The organism is Limnochorda sp. (genome assembly GCF_047459355.1).
In the GTDB taxonomy this organism is placed as follows: Bacteria; Bacillota; Limnochordia; order Limnochordales; family Limnochordaceae; genus Limnochorda.
In genome coordinates this window covers 1-15,912 of sequence record NZ_VSCV01000020.1, presented here as the reverse complement: position 1 = coordinate 15,912, position 15,912 = coordinate 1, and the positions used below count along the sequence as shown (strand labels likewise).

Genomic DNA, 15,912 nt, shown 5'->3' with positions numbered 1-15,912 from the left:
TGCCCTGGGGCGGAGCCTGCTACCGGACAAAGAGACCACTCACCTGGAAGATGCGGACGGCCAGGTTCCGGATCCCATCCCCCAGCACCCGGGTCCGGAAGGTGAGGCTCTCCTGGAGGAGCTCCCGGAGCCGCTCCCGCTCCCGGCGGGCGGCGCTCAGCCGCTCGGTGGGCGAGGCGGCCCCGCCTCCTTCAACCATGGGCGCCCACACCGCCTGGAGGACCGCCTCCAGCACCCGGAGGGCCTGGAGGCCGATGGCCGCCCAGCGGCCGTACTCCTCCAGCCACGGCCCCAGCTCCCGGCGGGTCTCCTCCGGGAGGACCACCCCGAGGAGGGCGTGCTCCCGGCTGATCCGCTGGAAGAGGGCCTCCAGCTCCGGGGCTCGGAGGAGCTTCTCCTCGGGCGGGGCCTGGAGGAAGGCCTCGATGGGCTCGGTGTAGGCCTCCGGGGGGCCAGGGTGGAGGGGGCTTTCCAGGTTGGCCTGGGCGAAGTGGAGGAGGGCTTGGGCGACCGCCTCCCGGTCCCGTCCCAAGCTTTCCGCCACCGCCCGCCAGGTCCGCTCCCAGGCGGCCTGGGGCTCGTAGGTCTCGGGGCGGGTGAGGTAGGTGCTGGCGGCGGCCAGGATCCACCGGGAGGCGGTGTACTGGGGCATGGGGTTGAGCACCACCCCTTGGGCCGCCTGCCAGAGGCCGGGGTCCCGGCCGGTGTAGGGGCCCAGGTGGAGCTCGGTGGCCATCATGCTGTCGTTGACCGGGTAGTTGTCCCAGAAGAGCGGGGGGCGGCCCAGGATCCGGGCGACGGCCCGGGTGTGGTCCACCGTCAGCTCCCGGGAGCAGACCTGGGGGCCCGTCCAGAAGACGGCCACCTCCTGGGGCAAAAGCTCGCCCAGCCGGCGGAGGTAGGGGGTGTCGGGATCCCCGTGGTACTGGGTGGGGCAGAAGAGGAGCCGGACCGCCGGCAGGGCCCCTTCCCCGGTCTGGGGCTGGAGCGGGCCCAGCCGCTCCAGGAGGCGTTGGACCACGTGGGCCTGGGCCTCGGCCAGGGAGGGGAACCGGGCTTGATCCTCGGGATGGACCAGGTGGGGCGGGATGTCGTCGAAGAAGAGGCCGACGTGGGTCACCCCTGCCTGGACCAGGGGCTCCAGCTTGGCCCAGAGCCGGTCCAGTTCGGTGTCGTCGGCGTAGCGCAGGGAAAGGCCGGGGCTGACGGCGAAACAGAAAGCCACGCCCACCGAGCGGGCCCGGGCGGCCAGTTCCCGGAGCTCGTTGAGCTGGCTGGGCGGGTAGGGCTCCCGCCACCGCTCCCGGTGGTAGGGGTCGTCTTTGGGGGCGTAGACGTACAGGTTGTAGCCATGACCCGCCAGGAAGTCCATGAGGGCCAAGCGTTGTCCGTGGCTCCAGGGCGGGCCGTAGAAACCCTCGATCACACCCCGAATGGCGAACGCAGGCATCAAAAGCCCCCCTCGGTGAAGAGCGAATGTCCAGGCTGGGGGCGAACCCTTCGCCCCCGAGCCGACGGGAGGAGGCACCCCCGTGGAGGGATCCACCCAGCACTGCGGGCCCGGTCTTGATGGGCCCCGACCGGTCCGTCCCCAGGAGCTTCCCCAGGTGGTGGACCTGGTCAATCAGATCTTCTGCGTGGCCCTGGGCAAGCCGCCCACCATGGGCCAGCAGTTCCCCCAACTCTTTTCGCCTGCCAATGCCGCCAACCTGTTTCTCTACGCTGATCAGGGCCGGCCCGTGGCCCACGCGGGACTCTGGATGGGCACGCTCCACCTGCCCGGCGTCCGCCTGCCGGTGGCCGCCCTGGGCTCGGTCTGCACCCTGCCCCCCTACCGGGGCCAGGGCCTGGCCGGCCGCCTGGTGGCCATGGCCTGGGAGCGGTGCCGGGAGGCGGGGCGGCCCCTCCTCTTCATCTCCGGCGACCGGAGCCTCTACCTCCGCCAAGGCGCCCACCGGGCGGGCCGGTACCGGGACCTCCGCCTGCGCCCGCCGGCCGGGACGCCGAAGCCTTCAGCCCTCCCGGGGCTGGGAATCCGGCTGGCCCGGCTGCCCGAGGAGCTCCCCATCGTGGCCCGCCTCCACCAGCAGGAGCCCGTCCGGTGGCACCGGCCGTGGGAGGCCTGGCCGGAGCTCATCGAGGCCGCGGGCTACGCCACCATCTACCACCTCCGGCAGGAGCTCTGGCTGGTAACGGTGGGGGAGAACCCCGTGGCCTGTTGGGTGACGGGGCGGGGGGAGGCCTTCCCGGGCGAGCTTCTGGTTCTGGAGGCCTTCGGGAGCCGGCAGGCCCTGGCTGCCAGCCTCCAACCCCTCCTGGCGGCTACGGGGACGGAGCAGGCCTGCCTTCCCCTGCTGGAAGGCGACCCTCTGGGCCCGGCCCTGGAGGCGGCCGGCTTCCCCGTGGGGTCCGGGCCGGTGGAGCCCCTTCCGGGCACGGTGGCCGTCACCGACTGGCCCCTCCTCTGGCGGGAACTGGCCCCTTACCTGGAGGAGCGCCTGCCCCGGGAGTGGGTGGGGGCCCAGGCCCGGGTGGAGGCGGCCAACGGCCGCTCCCGGTACCTCCTGGAGACGGAGACGGGGGAGGTGTGGACGGTGGAGGGGGAGGCCGCTTTGATCCGGGCCCTCTTCGGCCAGGGGGACCAGCCCGTGCCGGAAGTGCCCCCCCACCATCCCCTGGCGGCCGCCTTGCCCCTACCCCTGCCGTGGCCCAAGGGACTCAATTACATCTGAGGCTTCTGGGTGACTCGCTCGGTGGGCGGGAGCCCCCTCCGGGACGGGCCGGGGTCTCAGAGGAACGTTTCTGTGCCATAGCGAAAAAATTTTCTGCAGGAAAGGGCCCCAGGAAGGGTTCTGGGGGCCGGGAGGGGGATCGCCATGGAACGCCGTGCCCCGGCACCGCCGGGCTGCCTGGCCCGGATCCGGGCGAGCTACGCCAGCCTCCGGCCGTCGGAGCGCCGGGTGGCCGACATCATCCTCAAGCACCCCGAAGAGGTGACGGGCCTCTCCGTCACCGCCATGGCCGCCCGGGCCCAGACCAGCGAGTCGACGGTGGTCAAGCTGGCCCAGCGCCTGGGCTACCGGGGGTACCAGGAGCTGAAGATGGTGCTCGCCGGCGAGGTGGGCTCAGCCAAGGCGGCGGCCGAACGGCGCATTTACGGCGAGATCCGGGTGGACGACGACCTGGCCACCATCAAGGAGAAGCTGATCCAGCTGGAGATCCGGGGGCTCCAGGAGACGGTGCCCTTGCTGGATGAGGAGCGTCTCCGCCAGGCGGTGGAGGCGATCCTGGGGGCCCGGCAGATCCACTTCTACGGGGTGGGCGCCTCGGGGATGGTCGCCCTCGACGCCCAGCACAAGTTCGCCCGCATCGGCCTGCCCGCCTGGGCCTACGTGGACCCCCACCAGGCCACAGCCTTCGCCAGCCTGTTGCAGGAGGGGGATGTGGCCATCGGCATCTCCCACTCGGGCAACACCCTGGACGTGCTGGAGGCCATCGAGACCGCAGGCCGGGCGGGGGCCACCACCGTGGCCATCACCTCCCAGATGGGCTCGCCCCTGGCCCGGCGAGCCCACATCACCCTGGTGACGGGCGCGGTGGAGTCCCCCTTCCGGAGTGGGGCCATCGTCTCCCGGATCTGCCAGCTGGCCGTCATCGACATCCTCTTCATCGGGGTGGCCGTCCGGCGGCCGGAGGAGTCCTTTGCCAACCTGAACCGGAGCCGGGAGGCGGTCCAGCCCCGGCGGGGGAAGGGCTTCTGAGGAGGGCGGGGGGCGGGGGAGTCGGGGGCAGGAGGGCTTCAGGCGGAGATCAGCCGCCCCTCCCCTGGGAGGGGCGGCCGGGGCGCACCTCTAGAAGATCCCGAAGATGAGCCCCACGCTGACACCCAGCCGCTGCACCGTCTCGGGGTCGGGGTGGATGTACGTGTCCAGCTTCTCGCCGCCCACGGGGATGGCGTAGAAGTAGGTGGCTGCCACCCGCAGGTGGGTGAAGGGGGTCAGCGCGAACTCCACCCCGGCCTCGGGGGCCAGCAGGAGGAAGGCCTGGCTGGCGGTCCGGTGGTGGGCGTAATCACGACCGGTAGGACCGGTAGGATCACTGTAGCTGGTGAGGGTGAGCTCGTACCCGCCCCCGCCTACCAGGCCCCCGACGGTGAACCGGACGCGCCCGTTGGGGTAGGGGTTCCCCGCATGAGGAAGCGCCACGCTCTCCACGCCCGGGCGGATGACGTAGTGGAGGGTCACCCCGCCGAAGCCCAGGGAGAAGCGGGAGGCGCCGTTGTTGCTCTTCTCCAGCAGCTCCCCGCCCCCGCCGAAGCCGCCGAAGCGGACGCGCTCCCCGCCGGCGCCGCCGCCGCCACCCCAGAGGACCAGGGGCTGGCCCGGGGTGAAGGTGGGCAGGTTCCAGCCCTCTTGACTGATCGCCTGTTGGATCTTCGCGTTGAGCGCGTCCACGTCCAGGTAGAGCAGGGAGAGGCTGAAGCCGCCCCCGCCTTGGAAGGCGGGCGGGCCGGACGGGGTCTTCTTGGACGGGGGCCAGGTCGGCTCGAACTCTTTTCCGCTGGCTGCGGCCGGAAGGGCGGTGGCCGCGCCCAGGAGGCAGACGGCCAGGAGCGTGATCACGAGGATCGCGGGGCTCTTCCGGGCCGGGAGGTGGATGGGTTTCAGGGCCGAAGTCCCTCCTTGGCTTCCCGGGCGGGTGGCCCGGGGAGCATCACGATCTCCCTGCATTCTAAGAGAAGGGGCTTGCCAAATCAATTCAGTCTTGACCGGATTTGGGAAGGAGCAAGGGGCCGAGTGGTCAGAGGCGCGCGTGGGGGGCTGGGGGGTGGTCTGACCGCCTGGGTGGGGCGGGTCGCCCGCCCCTTGCCTGGCCGGGAGCGGGAGTTTGGGGTGTACTGGATCGCCACCTTCCTGATCAACGCGGGGTGGGGCCTCACCATGCCCCTCCTCTCGGTCCACTTGTTTGAGACGGGGATGAACCTGGCCGCCGTCGGGGTGATCCAGGCGCTGGCGGGGCTGGCCGCCTTCCTCTCCCAGGGCGTGCTGGGCACCCTCTCCGACCGGCGGGCCACCCGGCGCCGGTACCTCATCCTGGCCACCGGGGCCACCGTGCCCGTCTTCCTGGTGCTGCCCCACCTGAGGGACGGGCTCTCCCTGGCCCTGGCCGTGACCTTCAACGGGCTCCTCATGGCCACCTACATCACCATGCTCTACACCTCCGTCAGCGCCCTGGGGCGGCCCGGCGCCGCGGGCCGGACCTTCGCCGTCTACCGGATCAGCGGGTCCATCGGCTGGAGCATCACCACCCTCCTCCTGGGCTGGGTCCTTCCCTGGGGCGGCATCGTGGGCGCCTACCGGCTGGGGGCGGGGCTCTTCGCGGTGGTCACCCTCTTCTTGGTGCTGGGGCTCCGGCACCGGGCGGGGGGGCCGGGGATCCCCGAGGGGCCTCCCGGCGTCCCCCTCGCCCCCGGCCACGAGGAGGCGGAGGACGCCGCGGCCCGGGTACTGGAGACCATCCCCGATCCCCGGCGGATCCTCCGCCACCGGGAGCTCCAGCTCTTCTACCTGGGCATCAGCCTCTTCACCTTCGCCCAGACAGCCGGGAGCGTCTACCTGCCCATCTACCTGCGGGAGGGCCTCCAGGTGAGCGATGGCTTCTTCGGCCTGCTCCAGGCGGTGCCCGCCCTCGGCGAGATCCCCTGCATGCTCCTCTTCGGCCGGGCGGGCGACCGGTGGGGGACGGCCCGCCCTCTGCTGGCCGGGTACCTGGTGGGCGTGGCCCGCTGGACCCTCTTGCCGTTCCTGGCGGCGCCGGTGCCTCTGGTGGCCGTCCAGATCCTCCAGGCCATCAGCTACTCCGCCGGCGAGATCCTGGGCGTGAGCCACCTGGCCGAGCGCATCGGCGTGAGCGCCCGGGGGACAGCGGTGGGGATCCTTTCCTCTTTCCAGGCCCTGGGCAAGGTGACGGCCCCGGTGCTGACGGGCTTCATCGGTGATGCTGCGGGCTTGCCGGCCGTCTTCCTCTCCGCCGGGGGCGCCATGCTCCTGGCCGCCGGGCTGATGGACGGCTCCCGGCGCCTGGAGGCCCGCGCCGCCGGGGCGATCCCCGAAGGAACAGCCCCCGAAGGGGAGAGGCCCGCGGGGGAGGGGCAGCGCGGCGGTGACGGCGCCGGCCGGTGGCGCAGGAGCCTTCCCGAGGGCGCCGAAGGGAGCCAAGAGAGGACGTAGGCAGAGGCAAAGGGGGCAGGCGTGTGGAGCCCACCATCCCGACGCCCTACCGGGCAGACCCCGAGAGCTGGCGGGCGGCCGCGGCGAGCCTCGAGCGCTCGCCCCTCAACCGGGTGATCTACACCCTCTGGCGGCGGTGGGAACGCTTCAACACCGGCACCCTCATGGGCCTGGAGCCGGTGGTGGCCGGCCGGCCGTCCATCTTCCGCATCCGCCCCGCCCGCTACCGAGGGGCACCCGTCCGGCTGGAGGATGGGACCTGGCTCCGGCCCGGCGACCCCATCGGCGATCTCCACTTTGTCACCGACGCGCTCCTGGGGGCCCACGCGGTCACCCGGGGGCCGGTCCAGCTGGCCACCTATCTGGCCCGCCTGGCCGAAGACTCCCTCCACGTTCTGGCCGACTTCATCGCCCAGACGGAGCCGTACCGGCAGGTGGTGGCCGTCCACGGCATCACCCTCATCCACCGGGGCGCCCGGCGGTTGGGCTTCACCGTCTGGGACCTGCCCCCGGGCTTCAAGCGGAGCTTCCTCAGCTTCTACCTGAGGGCCTTTCTCTCCACCATGCACCCCGGCACCCTCAGCCGGGTGCGGCAGCGGCGGGACCTGCTCCACGTGAAGCACGTGGCCATGAGCCGGGAACTCCTCCTCCAGCGGTACGGCAGCCCCGCCGGCGCGGGCCCGACCCTGCCTTGAGGCCGGGGAGCGGGTGAGCGCCCGGGCGGGCTAGACCAGGGCCCGTTCCAGCTCGGCCTGCACCCGCCGGGCCTCGGGGCTGTCCAAGCCCCGCACCCGGCGGTGGGCCAAGTGGGCCAGGAGCTGCCGGTGCCGCTCGGGGCTCAAGGGGAAGCGCCGCGCGGCCACCGACCCGAGGCCCAGGAGAAGCACGGGCAGGAAGCTGAGGAGGAGCCGGGTGGCCTGAACGAAGCTCTCCGGCTGGAGCTGGGCGGCGCTCCCAGCCGATTCGGGCGCCACGTAGCCCGAAAGATCCAGGATGAGGGAGACGATGAAGAGCGCCACGGCCGAGGCCACCTTCCGGAAGAAGGTCATCAGCCCGCTGAACGACCCCTCCCGCCGCTCCCCGAAGGCGAGCTCGCCCACGTCGGTCACGTCGGGGAAGATGGCCCAGGGGAGCATGCACGCGCCGCTCAGGCCCGCCCCCACCCAGGCGGCCAGGCCGTAGAGGAGCCAGCCGGGCACCTCGGGCGGCACCAGATAAAGGGCCGCCGTCCCCGCCCCGGTGACCAGGGCCCCCACCCTCCACGCGCCACCCTTGGAGAGCCGCCGGCTGAGCCGGGTATAGACCGGCAGGAAGAGGATCTGGCTGATCACCACCGCGCCCAGGAGCAGGTTGAGCATCCCCGGACGGCCCAGGGAGTAGGTGGCGTAGTAGGCGAAGAGGGCCGAGAGGACGTCGATGGTGAGGTAGGCCGTGAGATGCATGCCCACCAGGAGCCGGAAGGCCCGAACCTGGAGCGGCTCCAGGAAGAACCGGGTCCACCGGCGGAAGGCCGGCTGGGCGGCCGCCTGGGAGGGCAGCGGGGTTTGGAGTTCGGGCCGCTCCCGGATGTGGAGGAAGATGACCGGCCACGGCGCGGCAAAGAGGAGGCCGAAGATGATGCCCATGGCCAGGTACCCCTCCTGGGGCGTGGGGAAGGCCCGGACGATCGGCATGGGGACCAGGGCCGCGGCCACGCCCGCGCCCAAGGAGAAGGCGAGGCGGACGGAGTTGAGGCGGGTCCGCTCGTGGTAGTCCAGGGTGATCTCGGCGGCCAGGGCCGAGTAGGGGACCATCACCAAGGTGAAGACGGTGGCAAAGAAGATGTACGAGAAGAGGGCATAGGCGAACCGGGCCGTCTCGCTCGCGAAGGCGGGCGCATACCAGTGGAGCGCGAAGGCGAGGAAGATCAGGACGGAGCCGGCCAGGAAGTAGGGCCGGCGGCGGCCGAAGCGGCTCCGGGTGCGGTCGGTGATGGAGCCCATCAAGGGATCGGAGACCGCGTCCCAGATGCGGCTGGCCAGGACGATGATCCCAGCCAGGGCCGGCCGGACGTGGGCCACGTCGGTGAGGAAGATCAGGTAGTAGAAGTTGATGATGTTGTAGGCGCCACCCCCGAAGAGGTCGCCCGAGCCGTAGATGAGGCGGGTCCGCCAGGGCACCCGCTCCCGGGCCAGGGCGCCATCGCGGCTTGAGGTGGTCCCCTGGGGCGGGTGCCCAGCCTGCTGGTGGTGCGCCAACCGTTCTCCCCCCGATGCACCCCTCGGCATCCTCCGTGAACTTCCCGAGGGCACGGCCACCACCTTCGCCCTGGACCCGCTCTTTCCTGGTCGCGGGACGGGAGCCCCGGGGGGACGAGCCGGGAAGGAGGCCTGGTGAGCACGGGGAAGAGTGGGGCGGGGGCCTTCGGCCCTGCTCGTGTGGGAGGTGGGCAGGATGACTTCACGGGGAGCCAGCAGGCCGGAGCGGGCCGGCCACGGGGACAGGGCCCAGCCGCCCCGGCGCCTCCTGGGCATGATGGTGGGCACCTCCTGTGACGGGGTGAGCGCGTGTCTTTTGGAAAGCCGCGGCCTGGGGCTGGAGCGGCAGATCCGGGTGCTCCAGGTGAAGGAGAAGGCGTTCCCGCCCGATCTGCGGGCGGCCCTCTTCCGCCTCTACCCGCCCCACCGGTTCTCCGCCCGCCGCTTGCTCACCCTGCACCTGGAGGTGGGCCGGTTCTTGGGGGAGGTCGCCCGGGAGCTGATGGCCACCCAAGGCCTCGCCTGGGGCCAGGTGGACCTGGTCGCCTTCCAGGGCCCCATCCTCTACCACGATCCGAAAGCGGGGCAGCTGGAGCTGGGGGAGCCCGCCTTGGTGGCGGAGGCGACGGGTGCGGTGACGGTCTGCCGGTTGCGGGCCGCCGATGCCGCCGCGGGTGGGCAGGGGGCGCCCTTGAGCCCCTACGTGGACTACCTCCTCTTCCGCCACCCGACGGAAGGGCGGGCCGTCCAGAACCTGGGGGGCATCGCCAACGTGACGCCCCTCTGGGCCGGCCTCTCCCAGGACCAGGTGACCGCCTTCGACACAGGGCCGGCCAACATGGTGATCGACGGGGTGGTGAGCCTCCTGACCGACGGGCGGGAGACCTTCGACCGGGACGGCCGGCGGGCGGCCCAGGGCCGGGTGGATCAGGCCTTCCTGGAAGAGCTCCTTGAGCACCCCTACTTCCGCCAAGCCCCGCCCAAAACCACGGGCCGGGAGGACTTCGGGATGCCCTACGCCCAGCGGCTGGTGGCGGAGGGCCGGGCCCGGGGCCTGGGCGACGACGACCTGGTGGCCACCGCAACGGCCCTGACGGCCGAGAGCATCGCCCAGGCGTACGGGCGCTTCGTCTTCCCCCGAGGGCCCATCCACCGGGTGATCCTGGGCGGGGGCGGGGTGCGGAACAGCACCCTGGTGGCCATGCTGACCGCCGCGCTGGCCCGGGAGGCGGCCCAGCACGGCCAGCCGGCGCCGGTGGTGGAACGGCATGCGGACCACGGCCTGCCCGACGAGGGGCGGGAGGCGATCACGTGGGCCATCCTGGCCGACGAGGGGATCCACGGCCGGCCGGCCAACCTGCCGTCGGTGACGGGGGCCCGGCACCGCGCCCGCCTGGGCCAGGTGGCTTGGCCGCCGCCGACCCCGGGCAAGCTGGCCTGACGGGCCGCGGTGGCGAGGGAAGGGGGGCGAGACAGGTGCGGGTGGATCCCAAGCGGCTGGAGCGGGCCTTTGGTGTGGTGGAGCGCTTCGTCGGGGAGGGGCAGATCCCGGGCGCGGTGGCCCTGGTGGGGCTGGGGGAGCAGGTGTACGGCCCCCGGGCTTACGGGTGGGCCGCCCTGGAACCCAAGCGGCGGCCCATGGAGGTGGAGACCCTCTTCGATCTGGCCTCCCTCACCAAGGTGGTGGCCACCGCGGCCATCGCCTGGCGGCTGCTGGATGAGGGGGTGATCCGCCTGGACGATCGGGCCTGCGCCTTCCTCCCCGGATACGGCGCGGGGGAGCGGGGGGCGAGCGGGGCCTGGAAGGGCGAGGTCACCCTCCGGCACCTCCTCACCCACACCTCCGGCCTCGCGGCCTGGGAGCCCCTGGCGGCCGTGCCCGGCACGCCGGAGGAGCGGTTCCGGCGCCTCCTCACCTACCCCCTGCAGCACCGGCCCGGCACCCGGGTGGTCTACTCGTGCCTGGGGTACATCCTGCTGGGCCGGATCCTGACGGTGGTGACGGGCCAGCCTCTGGACCAGCTGGCCCGGGAGCTGATCTTTGAGCCGTTGGGGATGCAGGCGACGGGCTTCTGCCCGCCGGAAGCGGTGCGGGCCCGGACCGCGGCCACCGAGCACGCCCCGGACCTGGGCCGGATTCTGGAGGGGATCGTCCACGATGAGAACGCCCGGGCCCTGGGCGGGGTGGCGGGGAATGCGGGCCTCTTCGGCACCGCCGCGGATCTGGCCCGCTTCGCCCAGGAGGTGCTGAAGGCCCTCCGGGGGGAGGAGGCCCTCTGGAGCCCGGCGGTGATGGCCCTGGCCACCCGGAGCCTCACGCCGGGGATGGAGGAGGAGCGGGGGCTGGGCTGGCAGCTCTCGGGCGGGCGGCCCTTCTCGCCGGCCGGGGATCTCTTCAGCCCCCGCAGCTTCGGCCACACGGGCTTCACCGGCACCTCCCTCTGGATCGACCCCGACCGGGAGCTGTACGCCATCCTTCTCACCAACCGGGTCCACCCCAGCCGGGAGAACCAGGCCCATCTCCGCCTCCGGCCCCTCTTCCACAACGGGGTGGCCGCAGCGGTGCTCGCCTAGAAGGCGGCGCTCAGCCAGACGGAGGGGACCATCTTGCCCTCGGGGTTCCAGCCCAGGTCCCCGTGGAGCTCGCCCAGGGGCGTGGCGATGACCAAGCCCAGCCCGTACCCTGTGGCCAGATCCAGCTCCCGGAGGCTCTCGTGGGCCGCCAGCGCGTCCGCGGTGTCGATGAAGAAGGCCACCTGGAGCTGGGCCAGGGGCGTCTCCCAGGGGAGGGGCACCCGGTGCTCCAGGCTCGCGCCCACCAGCCACTCGCCTGCCTTGAACCCCGGCTCGTACCCCCGCAAGGGCACCTTGCCACCCCCGCCCAGCTCCCAGCGGAAGCCGGCCAGCTCGTGGGTCCACAGGTGGCCTGCCGCGAGCTGGAGGCCCGTCCAGCCCCGCCGGAGCCGGGCCGTGAGCAGGTGGCTGGTGAAGGGGCTCTCCGTCTCCAAGGACCGGCCGTAGACCGAGGTGAGGCGGGGGGTGAGGAGCCATTGGTTCCCCAGGCGGAAGGCGTAGCTCGCCTCGCCGGTGACCAACCAGACCCGCTCGGGATTGAGGCGGTCGTCATGGGTCCACAAGGCGCCCTGGAAGGCGTTGAGATGCACCGTGGGACCCCAGGCGGGGGACCAGGTCCAGCGGAGGCCCGTCCCCGTCTGGCCGTCCCGGCCCTCCACGAGGCTTCCCGGCCAGTCCCGGTAGAGGAGGGTGAGCTGCTGGCCGGGACCGGTGTGGCTGACCCCCACCCCGTAGTGGCCCCGGCCGGAGAAGAGGCCGTACCCGCCGCCGGTGAAGACCTCCCAGGGGCCCGCCCCGGTGTAGAGCTCCAGGCCCACCACCCCGTTGTCCGCATCGAGCACGGGCCGCACCGGAAGGCCCTGGGCGGCCGCGGGGCCTGAGAGCGCAAGGATCAGGAGCCCCAGGAGGAGGATCATCCCCCAGGGAAGCCACCCCGAAGCCAGCCCCGTCCTCGGCCGCCGCCTGGCCGGCCGCCTGTGGCGCTGACGCTCCGTCCCAACCATGATGCCCACCTCCCATGACCTGTTCCGTCCCTTCGCCGCCGGGCGTCCCTTCCCTGGTGGGACGGGGCGGGGGTTGGCCCCAGTGGGCTCGCGGGTGGGGGCTCCGGCTCACCCCTGGGCGTGCACCCGTTGGCTGGCCAAGGTCCGGACAACCCCATCCCCGTTGACCCTTCCCGGGCCCCACCCTATACTGTCGATGACAGACCGACCCGTCGGTCTATAACTTTGAGCGCGATTGGTGACCCGTGATTCGGGAAAGGAGCGGCTTCAATGGTCGAGCCGCAGAGGTCGGGGCAGGCGGGTCCGCCCTGCTGGCGGGGGGCGGGGGCCCTGGAAGCGGACGCCTCGGGCCGGCCTGGCCCGCCCGGCGAGTCGTCGGTGGAGGAGCTCGCCCGGTGGCTGGCCGCGGCGGGGGACGAGGCCGCCCGGAGGGGCCGGCCCCTGCTGGCCAGCTGGGTGACGCCCCTCCCGCCCCAGGAGCCTCTGGTTCTCTTCCAGCGGGCCCGGCCCTTGGGGTTCCGCTTCTTGTGGCGGGAGCGGTGGGGCCCTGAGGGCGAGACCCGGCTGACTCTGGTGGGCGGCGGGGTGGTCCAGCGGGTGGACGGCGAGGGGGACGGCCGTTTCCGTGCCGTGGCCGCGGCCTGGCGGGAGGTGGCCCAGCAGGCCTGGGTGGCGGGCCCCCAGGTCCCGGCCACGGGGCCTCTTCTCTTCGGGGGCTTCGCCTTCGATCCCCCCGCGGTCCCCGGGCCCCGGCCCGGAGTGGACGAGGGGGCACGGGCGGGGAGCGCCCCGCGCCCCCTGGGCCCCTGGGACCCGGCCCTCTGGGAAGGCTTTCCCCCCGCCTTGATGGTGGTGCCCCAGCTCCTGGTGACCGGGTGGGGGGAGCGGTTCTGGCTTTCGGTGAACACCTGGGTGGCGCCCCAGGCGGAGATCCAGCCCCTGGCCGAAGGCTTGGCCCGGCAGGTGGACGGGCTCTTGGGGGACGGGGCGGCGCCGGCTCAGGCGGCCCCGCCCGCCCCCTCCCACGAGATGCAGATCCTCCCTCAGGACCCCGGGCCCTGGATGGAGGCCGTCGCCCAGGCGGCCCGGGCCGTCCGGGAGGGCCAGGTGGCCAAGGTGGTCCTGGCCCGGCCCCAAGGGGTCCGGCTGCCCGATCGGGTGACGGCCGAGCGGGTCCTGGCCGCCTTGCGCGAGGAGCACCCCCAGGCCACCCTCTTCGCCCTGGACCTGGGGCCGGCGGTCTTTCTGGGCGCTACACCCGAGCACATCGCCCAGGTCTCCGAGGGCTGGGTGGAGAGCATGGCCCTGGCCGGCTCGGCCCCCCGGGGCGGGACGCCCGAGGCGGATGAGCGCCTGGGCGAGGAGCTCTTGGCCAGCCCCAAGAACCGGGAGGAGCACCAGGTGGTGGTGGAGGCGGTCCGGGCCGCCCTGGCGCCGCTCACCGTCCATCTGGAGGTGGCGCCCGAGCCCCGGCTGCTGAAGCTGCCCACCATCCAGCACCTCTTCACCCCGGTGCGGGGGCGGCTGGCCCCAGGGGCCACCCTGCTGGACGTGGTGGCGCGGATGCACCCCACCCCGGCGGTGGGGGGCTCGCCGAAGGAGGCGGCCTTGGCGCTGATCCGGCGCCTGGAGGGGTGGGACCGGGGCTGGTATGCGGGCCCCATCGGCTGGCTGGATGGGGCGGGAAACGGCGCGTTCGCCGTGGCCTTGCGTTCCGGCCTCCTGCGGGGCGGGCAGGCCGCCCTTTTTGCCGGCTGCGGCATCATGGGCGCCTCCCAGCCCGAAGAGGAGTACCGGGAGTGGCAGGTGAAACTGCGGCCCATGCTGGCCGCCCTGGAGGAGGCGAGCCGGTGATCCAGCTGGAACCTTCCCATCCCCCGGCGGGAAGCCCGGACGCGACGGCCCAGTACCTGGGCGCCCTCATGGACGGCCTGGCGGGGGGCGGCCTCCGGCACCTGGTCTTCTGCCCCGGCTCCCGGTCCACGCCGGTCCTGCTGGCGGCCCACCGGCACGGCGGCCTCCGCCTCTGGCAGCACGTGGACGAGCGCTCCGCGGCCTTCTTCGCCTTGGGGATGGCCAAGGTGCTGGCCGAGCCGGTGGCGGTGCTGGCCACCAGCGGGACGGCCGCGGCCAACTTCCTCCCGGCGGTGGTGGAGGCCCGGTACAGCCGGGCGCCCCTGATCCTCCTCACCGCCGACCGGCCCCGGGAGCTCCGGGACGTTGGGGCGGCCCAGACCATCGACCAGGTGAACCTGTACGGCTCCCACGTCAAGTGGGCGGTGGATCTGCCGCTGCCCGAGGCCTCCCCGCGGCTCCTCCGCCACGCCCTGGCGACGGGGTGCCGGGCCGCCGCCCTGGCCCGGGAGGGGCCCCCGGGGCCGGTCCACCTCAACCTGCCCTTGCGGGAGCCGCTCATCCCGCGGGAGCTCCTGGAAGCCGGGGGCAGGGTGGAGCGTGGGCTCCAGGGCGCTGGGCGGGCAGGGGACGGGGAGGGTACGGGCCCGGGGGCCGTTCAGGTACGCACGGGCCAGCCGGTGCTAGATGAGGAAACGGTGGCCGCCCTGGCTCAGGAGCTTCGCCAGGTGGAGCGGGGCGTGGTGGTGGTGGGCCCCCAAGAGGATGGGGCCCTCTTTAAGCCTCTCCTGCGGCTGGCAGGCGCCCTGGGCTGGCCCATCCTGGCCGACCCCTTGAGCCAGCTCCGCCGGCCCCGGCCCGAGGGGTTCGAATCAGTGCCCCTGATCACCACCTACGACGCCTTCTTGCGGGTGCCGGAGGTGGCAAAGCGGCTGGCGCCGGGCGGGATCCTCCGGCTGGGCGCGGCCCCCGTCTCCAAGGCCCTCAACCTCTACCTGGAACGGCACCTGGGAGCGCCCCAGTGGGTGGTGGACCAGGCGCCCGGCTGGCGGGACCCGGCCCAGGTGGCGAGCCACGTCCTCTGGGCCGAGCCCCGGCGGCTGGTGGAGGCCTTGGCTCAAGCCCTCGAGGACGGGAGCCCCGCCGACCCTGGGTGGGCGGAGCTCTGGCGCCGCCTGGAGGCGACCACCGCTGCGGTCCTGGCCCAGTCGGGTGAGGGGGAGGGCGAGGGAACCCTCTTCGAGGGCCGGGTCTTCCCTGAGCTCTTGCCCCTGATGCCCGACGACGGGCTCCTGGTGGTGGGGAACAGCATGCCCGTCCGGGATCTGGACACCTTCTACCGGGGCGGGAAGGGCGTGCGGGTGCTGGGCAACCGGGGGGCGAGCGGCATCGACGGCCTGGTCTCGACGGCCCTGGGGGCGGCCGCGGCCTGGCCGGGGCCGGTGGCGCTGGTGGTGGGCGACCTCTCCTTCTACCACGACCTGAACGGCCTCCTGGCCGCCAAGCTCCACGGCCTGCGCCTCACCGTGGTCCTGATCCACAACGACGGCGGCGGCATCTTCTCCTTCCTGCCCCAGGCAGAGCTGGGACCCCTTTTCGAGCCCTACTGGGGGACGCCCACGGGCCTGGACTTCGCTCCGGCAGTGGCCATGTACGGCGGCCGCTGGGTGGCGGCCCGGGATTGGGCGGGGTTCCGGCAGGCCGTGGCCCAGGGGCTGGCAGGCGACGGCCTGACGGTGGTGGAGGTGCGGAGCGACCGGGCCCAGAACGCGGCCCTCCACCGAGCCCTCTGGGACCGGGTGGCCCGGGCGGTCCGCCCCGTGGTGGCGGAAGAGCCATGAGCGCCGGAGGCTCCCAGACCGTGCCCCTCCGCCACCGGTTCCTCACCCGGAAGGGTGTCCGGCTCCACTGGGAGGTGGCCGGGCCCCTGGAGGGGAGCGCCCCGGCCCTGGGGCCGGCGGGCTCGGGCGGGGCGGGGGATCAAGGTGGGAAGCCGGGAGGCCCGCGCCCCCT

The 15,912-nt window shown here is 73.2% G+C and carries 12 protein-coding genes; 8 read left to right on the top strand and 4 right to left on the bottom strand.

What is annotated here, in order from left to right; all coding sequences use genetic code 11:
• Nucleotides 1-19 precede the first annotated feature (19 nt).
• Nucleotides 20-1,450: a protein O-GlcNAcase gene (locus FWJ67_RS07970; protein WP_414482687.1), complete on the bottom strand. Its 1,431-nt coding sequence runs from the start codon at nucleotides 1,448-1,450 to the stop codon at nucleotides 20-22.
• Nucleotides 1,451-1,532: 82 nt separating this feature from the next.
• On the opposite strand from FWJ67_RS07970, the gene FWJ67_RS07965 reads away from it, so the two are divergent.
• A complete protein-coding gene (locus tag FWJ67_RS07965) occupies nucleotides 1,533-2,732 on the top strand; it encodes a GNAT family N-acetyltransferase (protein ID WP_414482686.1) in 1,200 nt (399 codons plus the stop codon).
• A 144-nt stretch (nucleotides 2,733-2,876) separates the two neighbouring features.
• Nucleotides 2,877-3,761, top strand: a complete 885-nt coding sequence (locus FWJ67_RS07960; protein ID WP_414482381.1) for a MurR/RpiR family transcriptional regulator — start codon at nucleotides 2,877-2,879, stop codon at nucleotides 3,759-3,761.
• A gap of 90 nt (nucleotides 3,762-3,851) precedes the next feature.
• Here the strand turns inward: FWJ67_RS07960 and FWJ67_RS07955 are convergent, their stop codons facing one another.
• The gene (locus FWJ67_RS07955) at nucleotides 3,852-4,622 is read right to left on the bottom strand and encodes a hypothetical protein (protein WP_414482685.1); all 771 of its coding nucleotides are present in this window, start codon (nucleotides 4,620-4,622) and stop codon (nucleotides 3,852-3,854) included.
• A gap of 174 nt (nucleotides 4,623-4,796) precedes the next feature.
• Between FWJ67_RS07955 and FWJ67_RS07950 the strand changes: the two genes are divergently transcribed.
• Together FWJ67_RS07950 and FWJ67_RS07945 are read left to right on the top strand one after the other, a co-directional pair.
• Complete coding sequence (locus FWJ67_RS07950; protein ID WP_414482283.1) at nucleotides 4,797-6,230, top strand: MFS transporter; 1,434 nt, start codon at nucleotides 4,797-4,799, stop codon at nucleotides 6,228-6,230.
• A 23-nt stretch (nucleotides 6,231-6,253) separates the two neighbouring features.
• The gene (locus FWJ67_RS07945) at nucleotides 6,254-6,925 is read left to right on the top strand and encodes a YkoP family protein (RefSeq protein WP_414482684.1); all 672 of its coding nucleotides are present in this window, start codon (nucleotides 6,254-6,256) and stop codon (nucleotides 6,923-6,925) included.
• 30 nt (nucleotides 6,926-6,955) lie between these two features.
• On the opposite strand, the gene FWJ67_RS07940 is transcribed toward FWJ67_RS07945, so the two are convergent.
• Complete coding sequence (locus tag FWJ67_RS07940; protein ID WP_414482683.1) at nucleotides 6,956-8,467, bottom strand: MFS transporter; 1,512 nt, start codon at nucleotides 8,465-8,467, stop codon at nucleotides 6,956-6,958.
• Nucleotides 8,468-8,663: 196 nt separating this feature from the next.
• Between FWJ67_RS07940 and FWJ67_RS07935 the strand changes: the two genes are divergently transcribed.
• Both FWJ67_RS07935 and FWJ67_RS07930 read left to right on the top strand, forming a co-directional pair.
• Nucleotides 8,664-9,908 carry an anhydro-N-acetylmuramic acid kinase gene (locus FWJ67_RS07935; protein WP_414482682.1) on the top strand — a complete coding sequence of 415 codons (1,245 nt, stop codon included), beginning with the start codon at nucleotides 8,664-8,666 and terminating at the stop codon, nucleotides 9,906-9,908.
• A 35-nt stretch (nucleotides 9,909-9,943) separates the two neighbouring features.
• Entirely contained in the window at nucleotides 9,944-11,041 is a 1,098-nt protein-coding gene (locus FWJ67_RS07930) for a serine hydrolase domain-containing protein (protein WP_414482280.1), read from the top strand.
• On the opposite strand, the gene FWJ67_RS07925 is transcribed toward FWJ67_RS07930, so the two are convergent.
• Complete coding sequence (locus FWJ67_RS07925) at nucleotides 11,038-12,045, bottom strand: BamA/TamA family outer membrane protein (RefSeq protein WP_304174271.1); 1,008 nt, start codon at nucleotides 12,043-12,045, stop codon at nucleotides 11,038-11,040. The genes FWJ67_RS07930 and FWJ67_RS07925 overlap by 4 nt on opposite strands.
• 270 nt (nucleotides 12,046-12,315) lie before the next feature.
• On the opposite strand from FWJ67_RS07925, the gene FWJ67_RS07920 reads away from it, so the two are divergent.
• Together FWJ67_RS07920 and menD are read left to right on the top strand one after the other, a co-directional pair.
• Entirely contained in the window at nucleotides 12,316-13,899 is a 1,584-nt protein-coding gene (locus tag FWJ67_RS07920) for an isochorismate synthase (RefSeq protein ID WP_414482279.1), read from the top strand.
• Nucleotides 13,900-13,967: 68 nt separating this feature from the next.
• A complete protein-coding gene (gene menD / locus FWJ67_RS07915; RefSeq protein WP_369686589.1) occupies nucleotides 13,968-15,740 on the top strand; it encodes a 2-succinyl-5-enolpyruvyl-6-hydroxy-3-cyclohexene-1-carboxylic-acid synthase in 1,773 nt (590 codons plus the stop codon).
• Nucleotides 15,741-15,912: the final 172 nt, after the last annotated feature.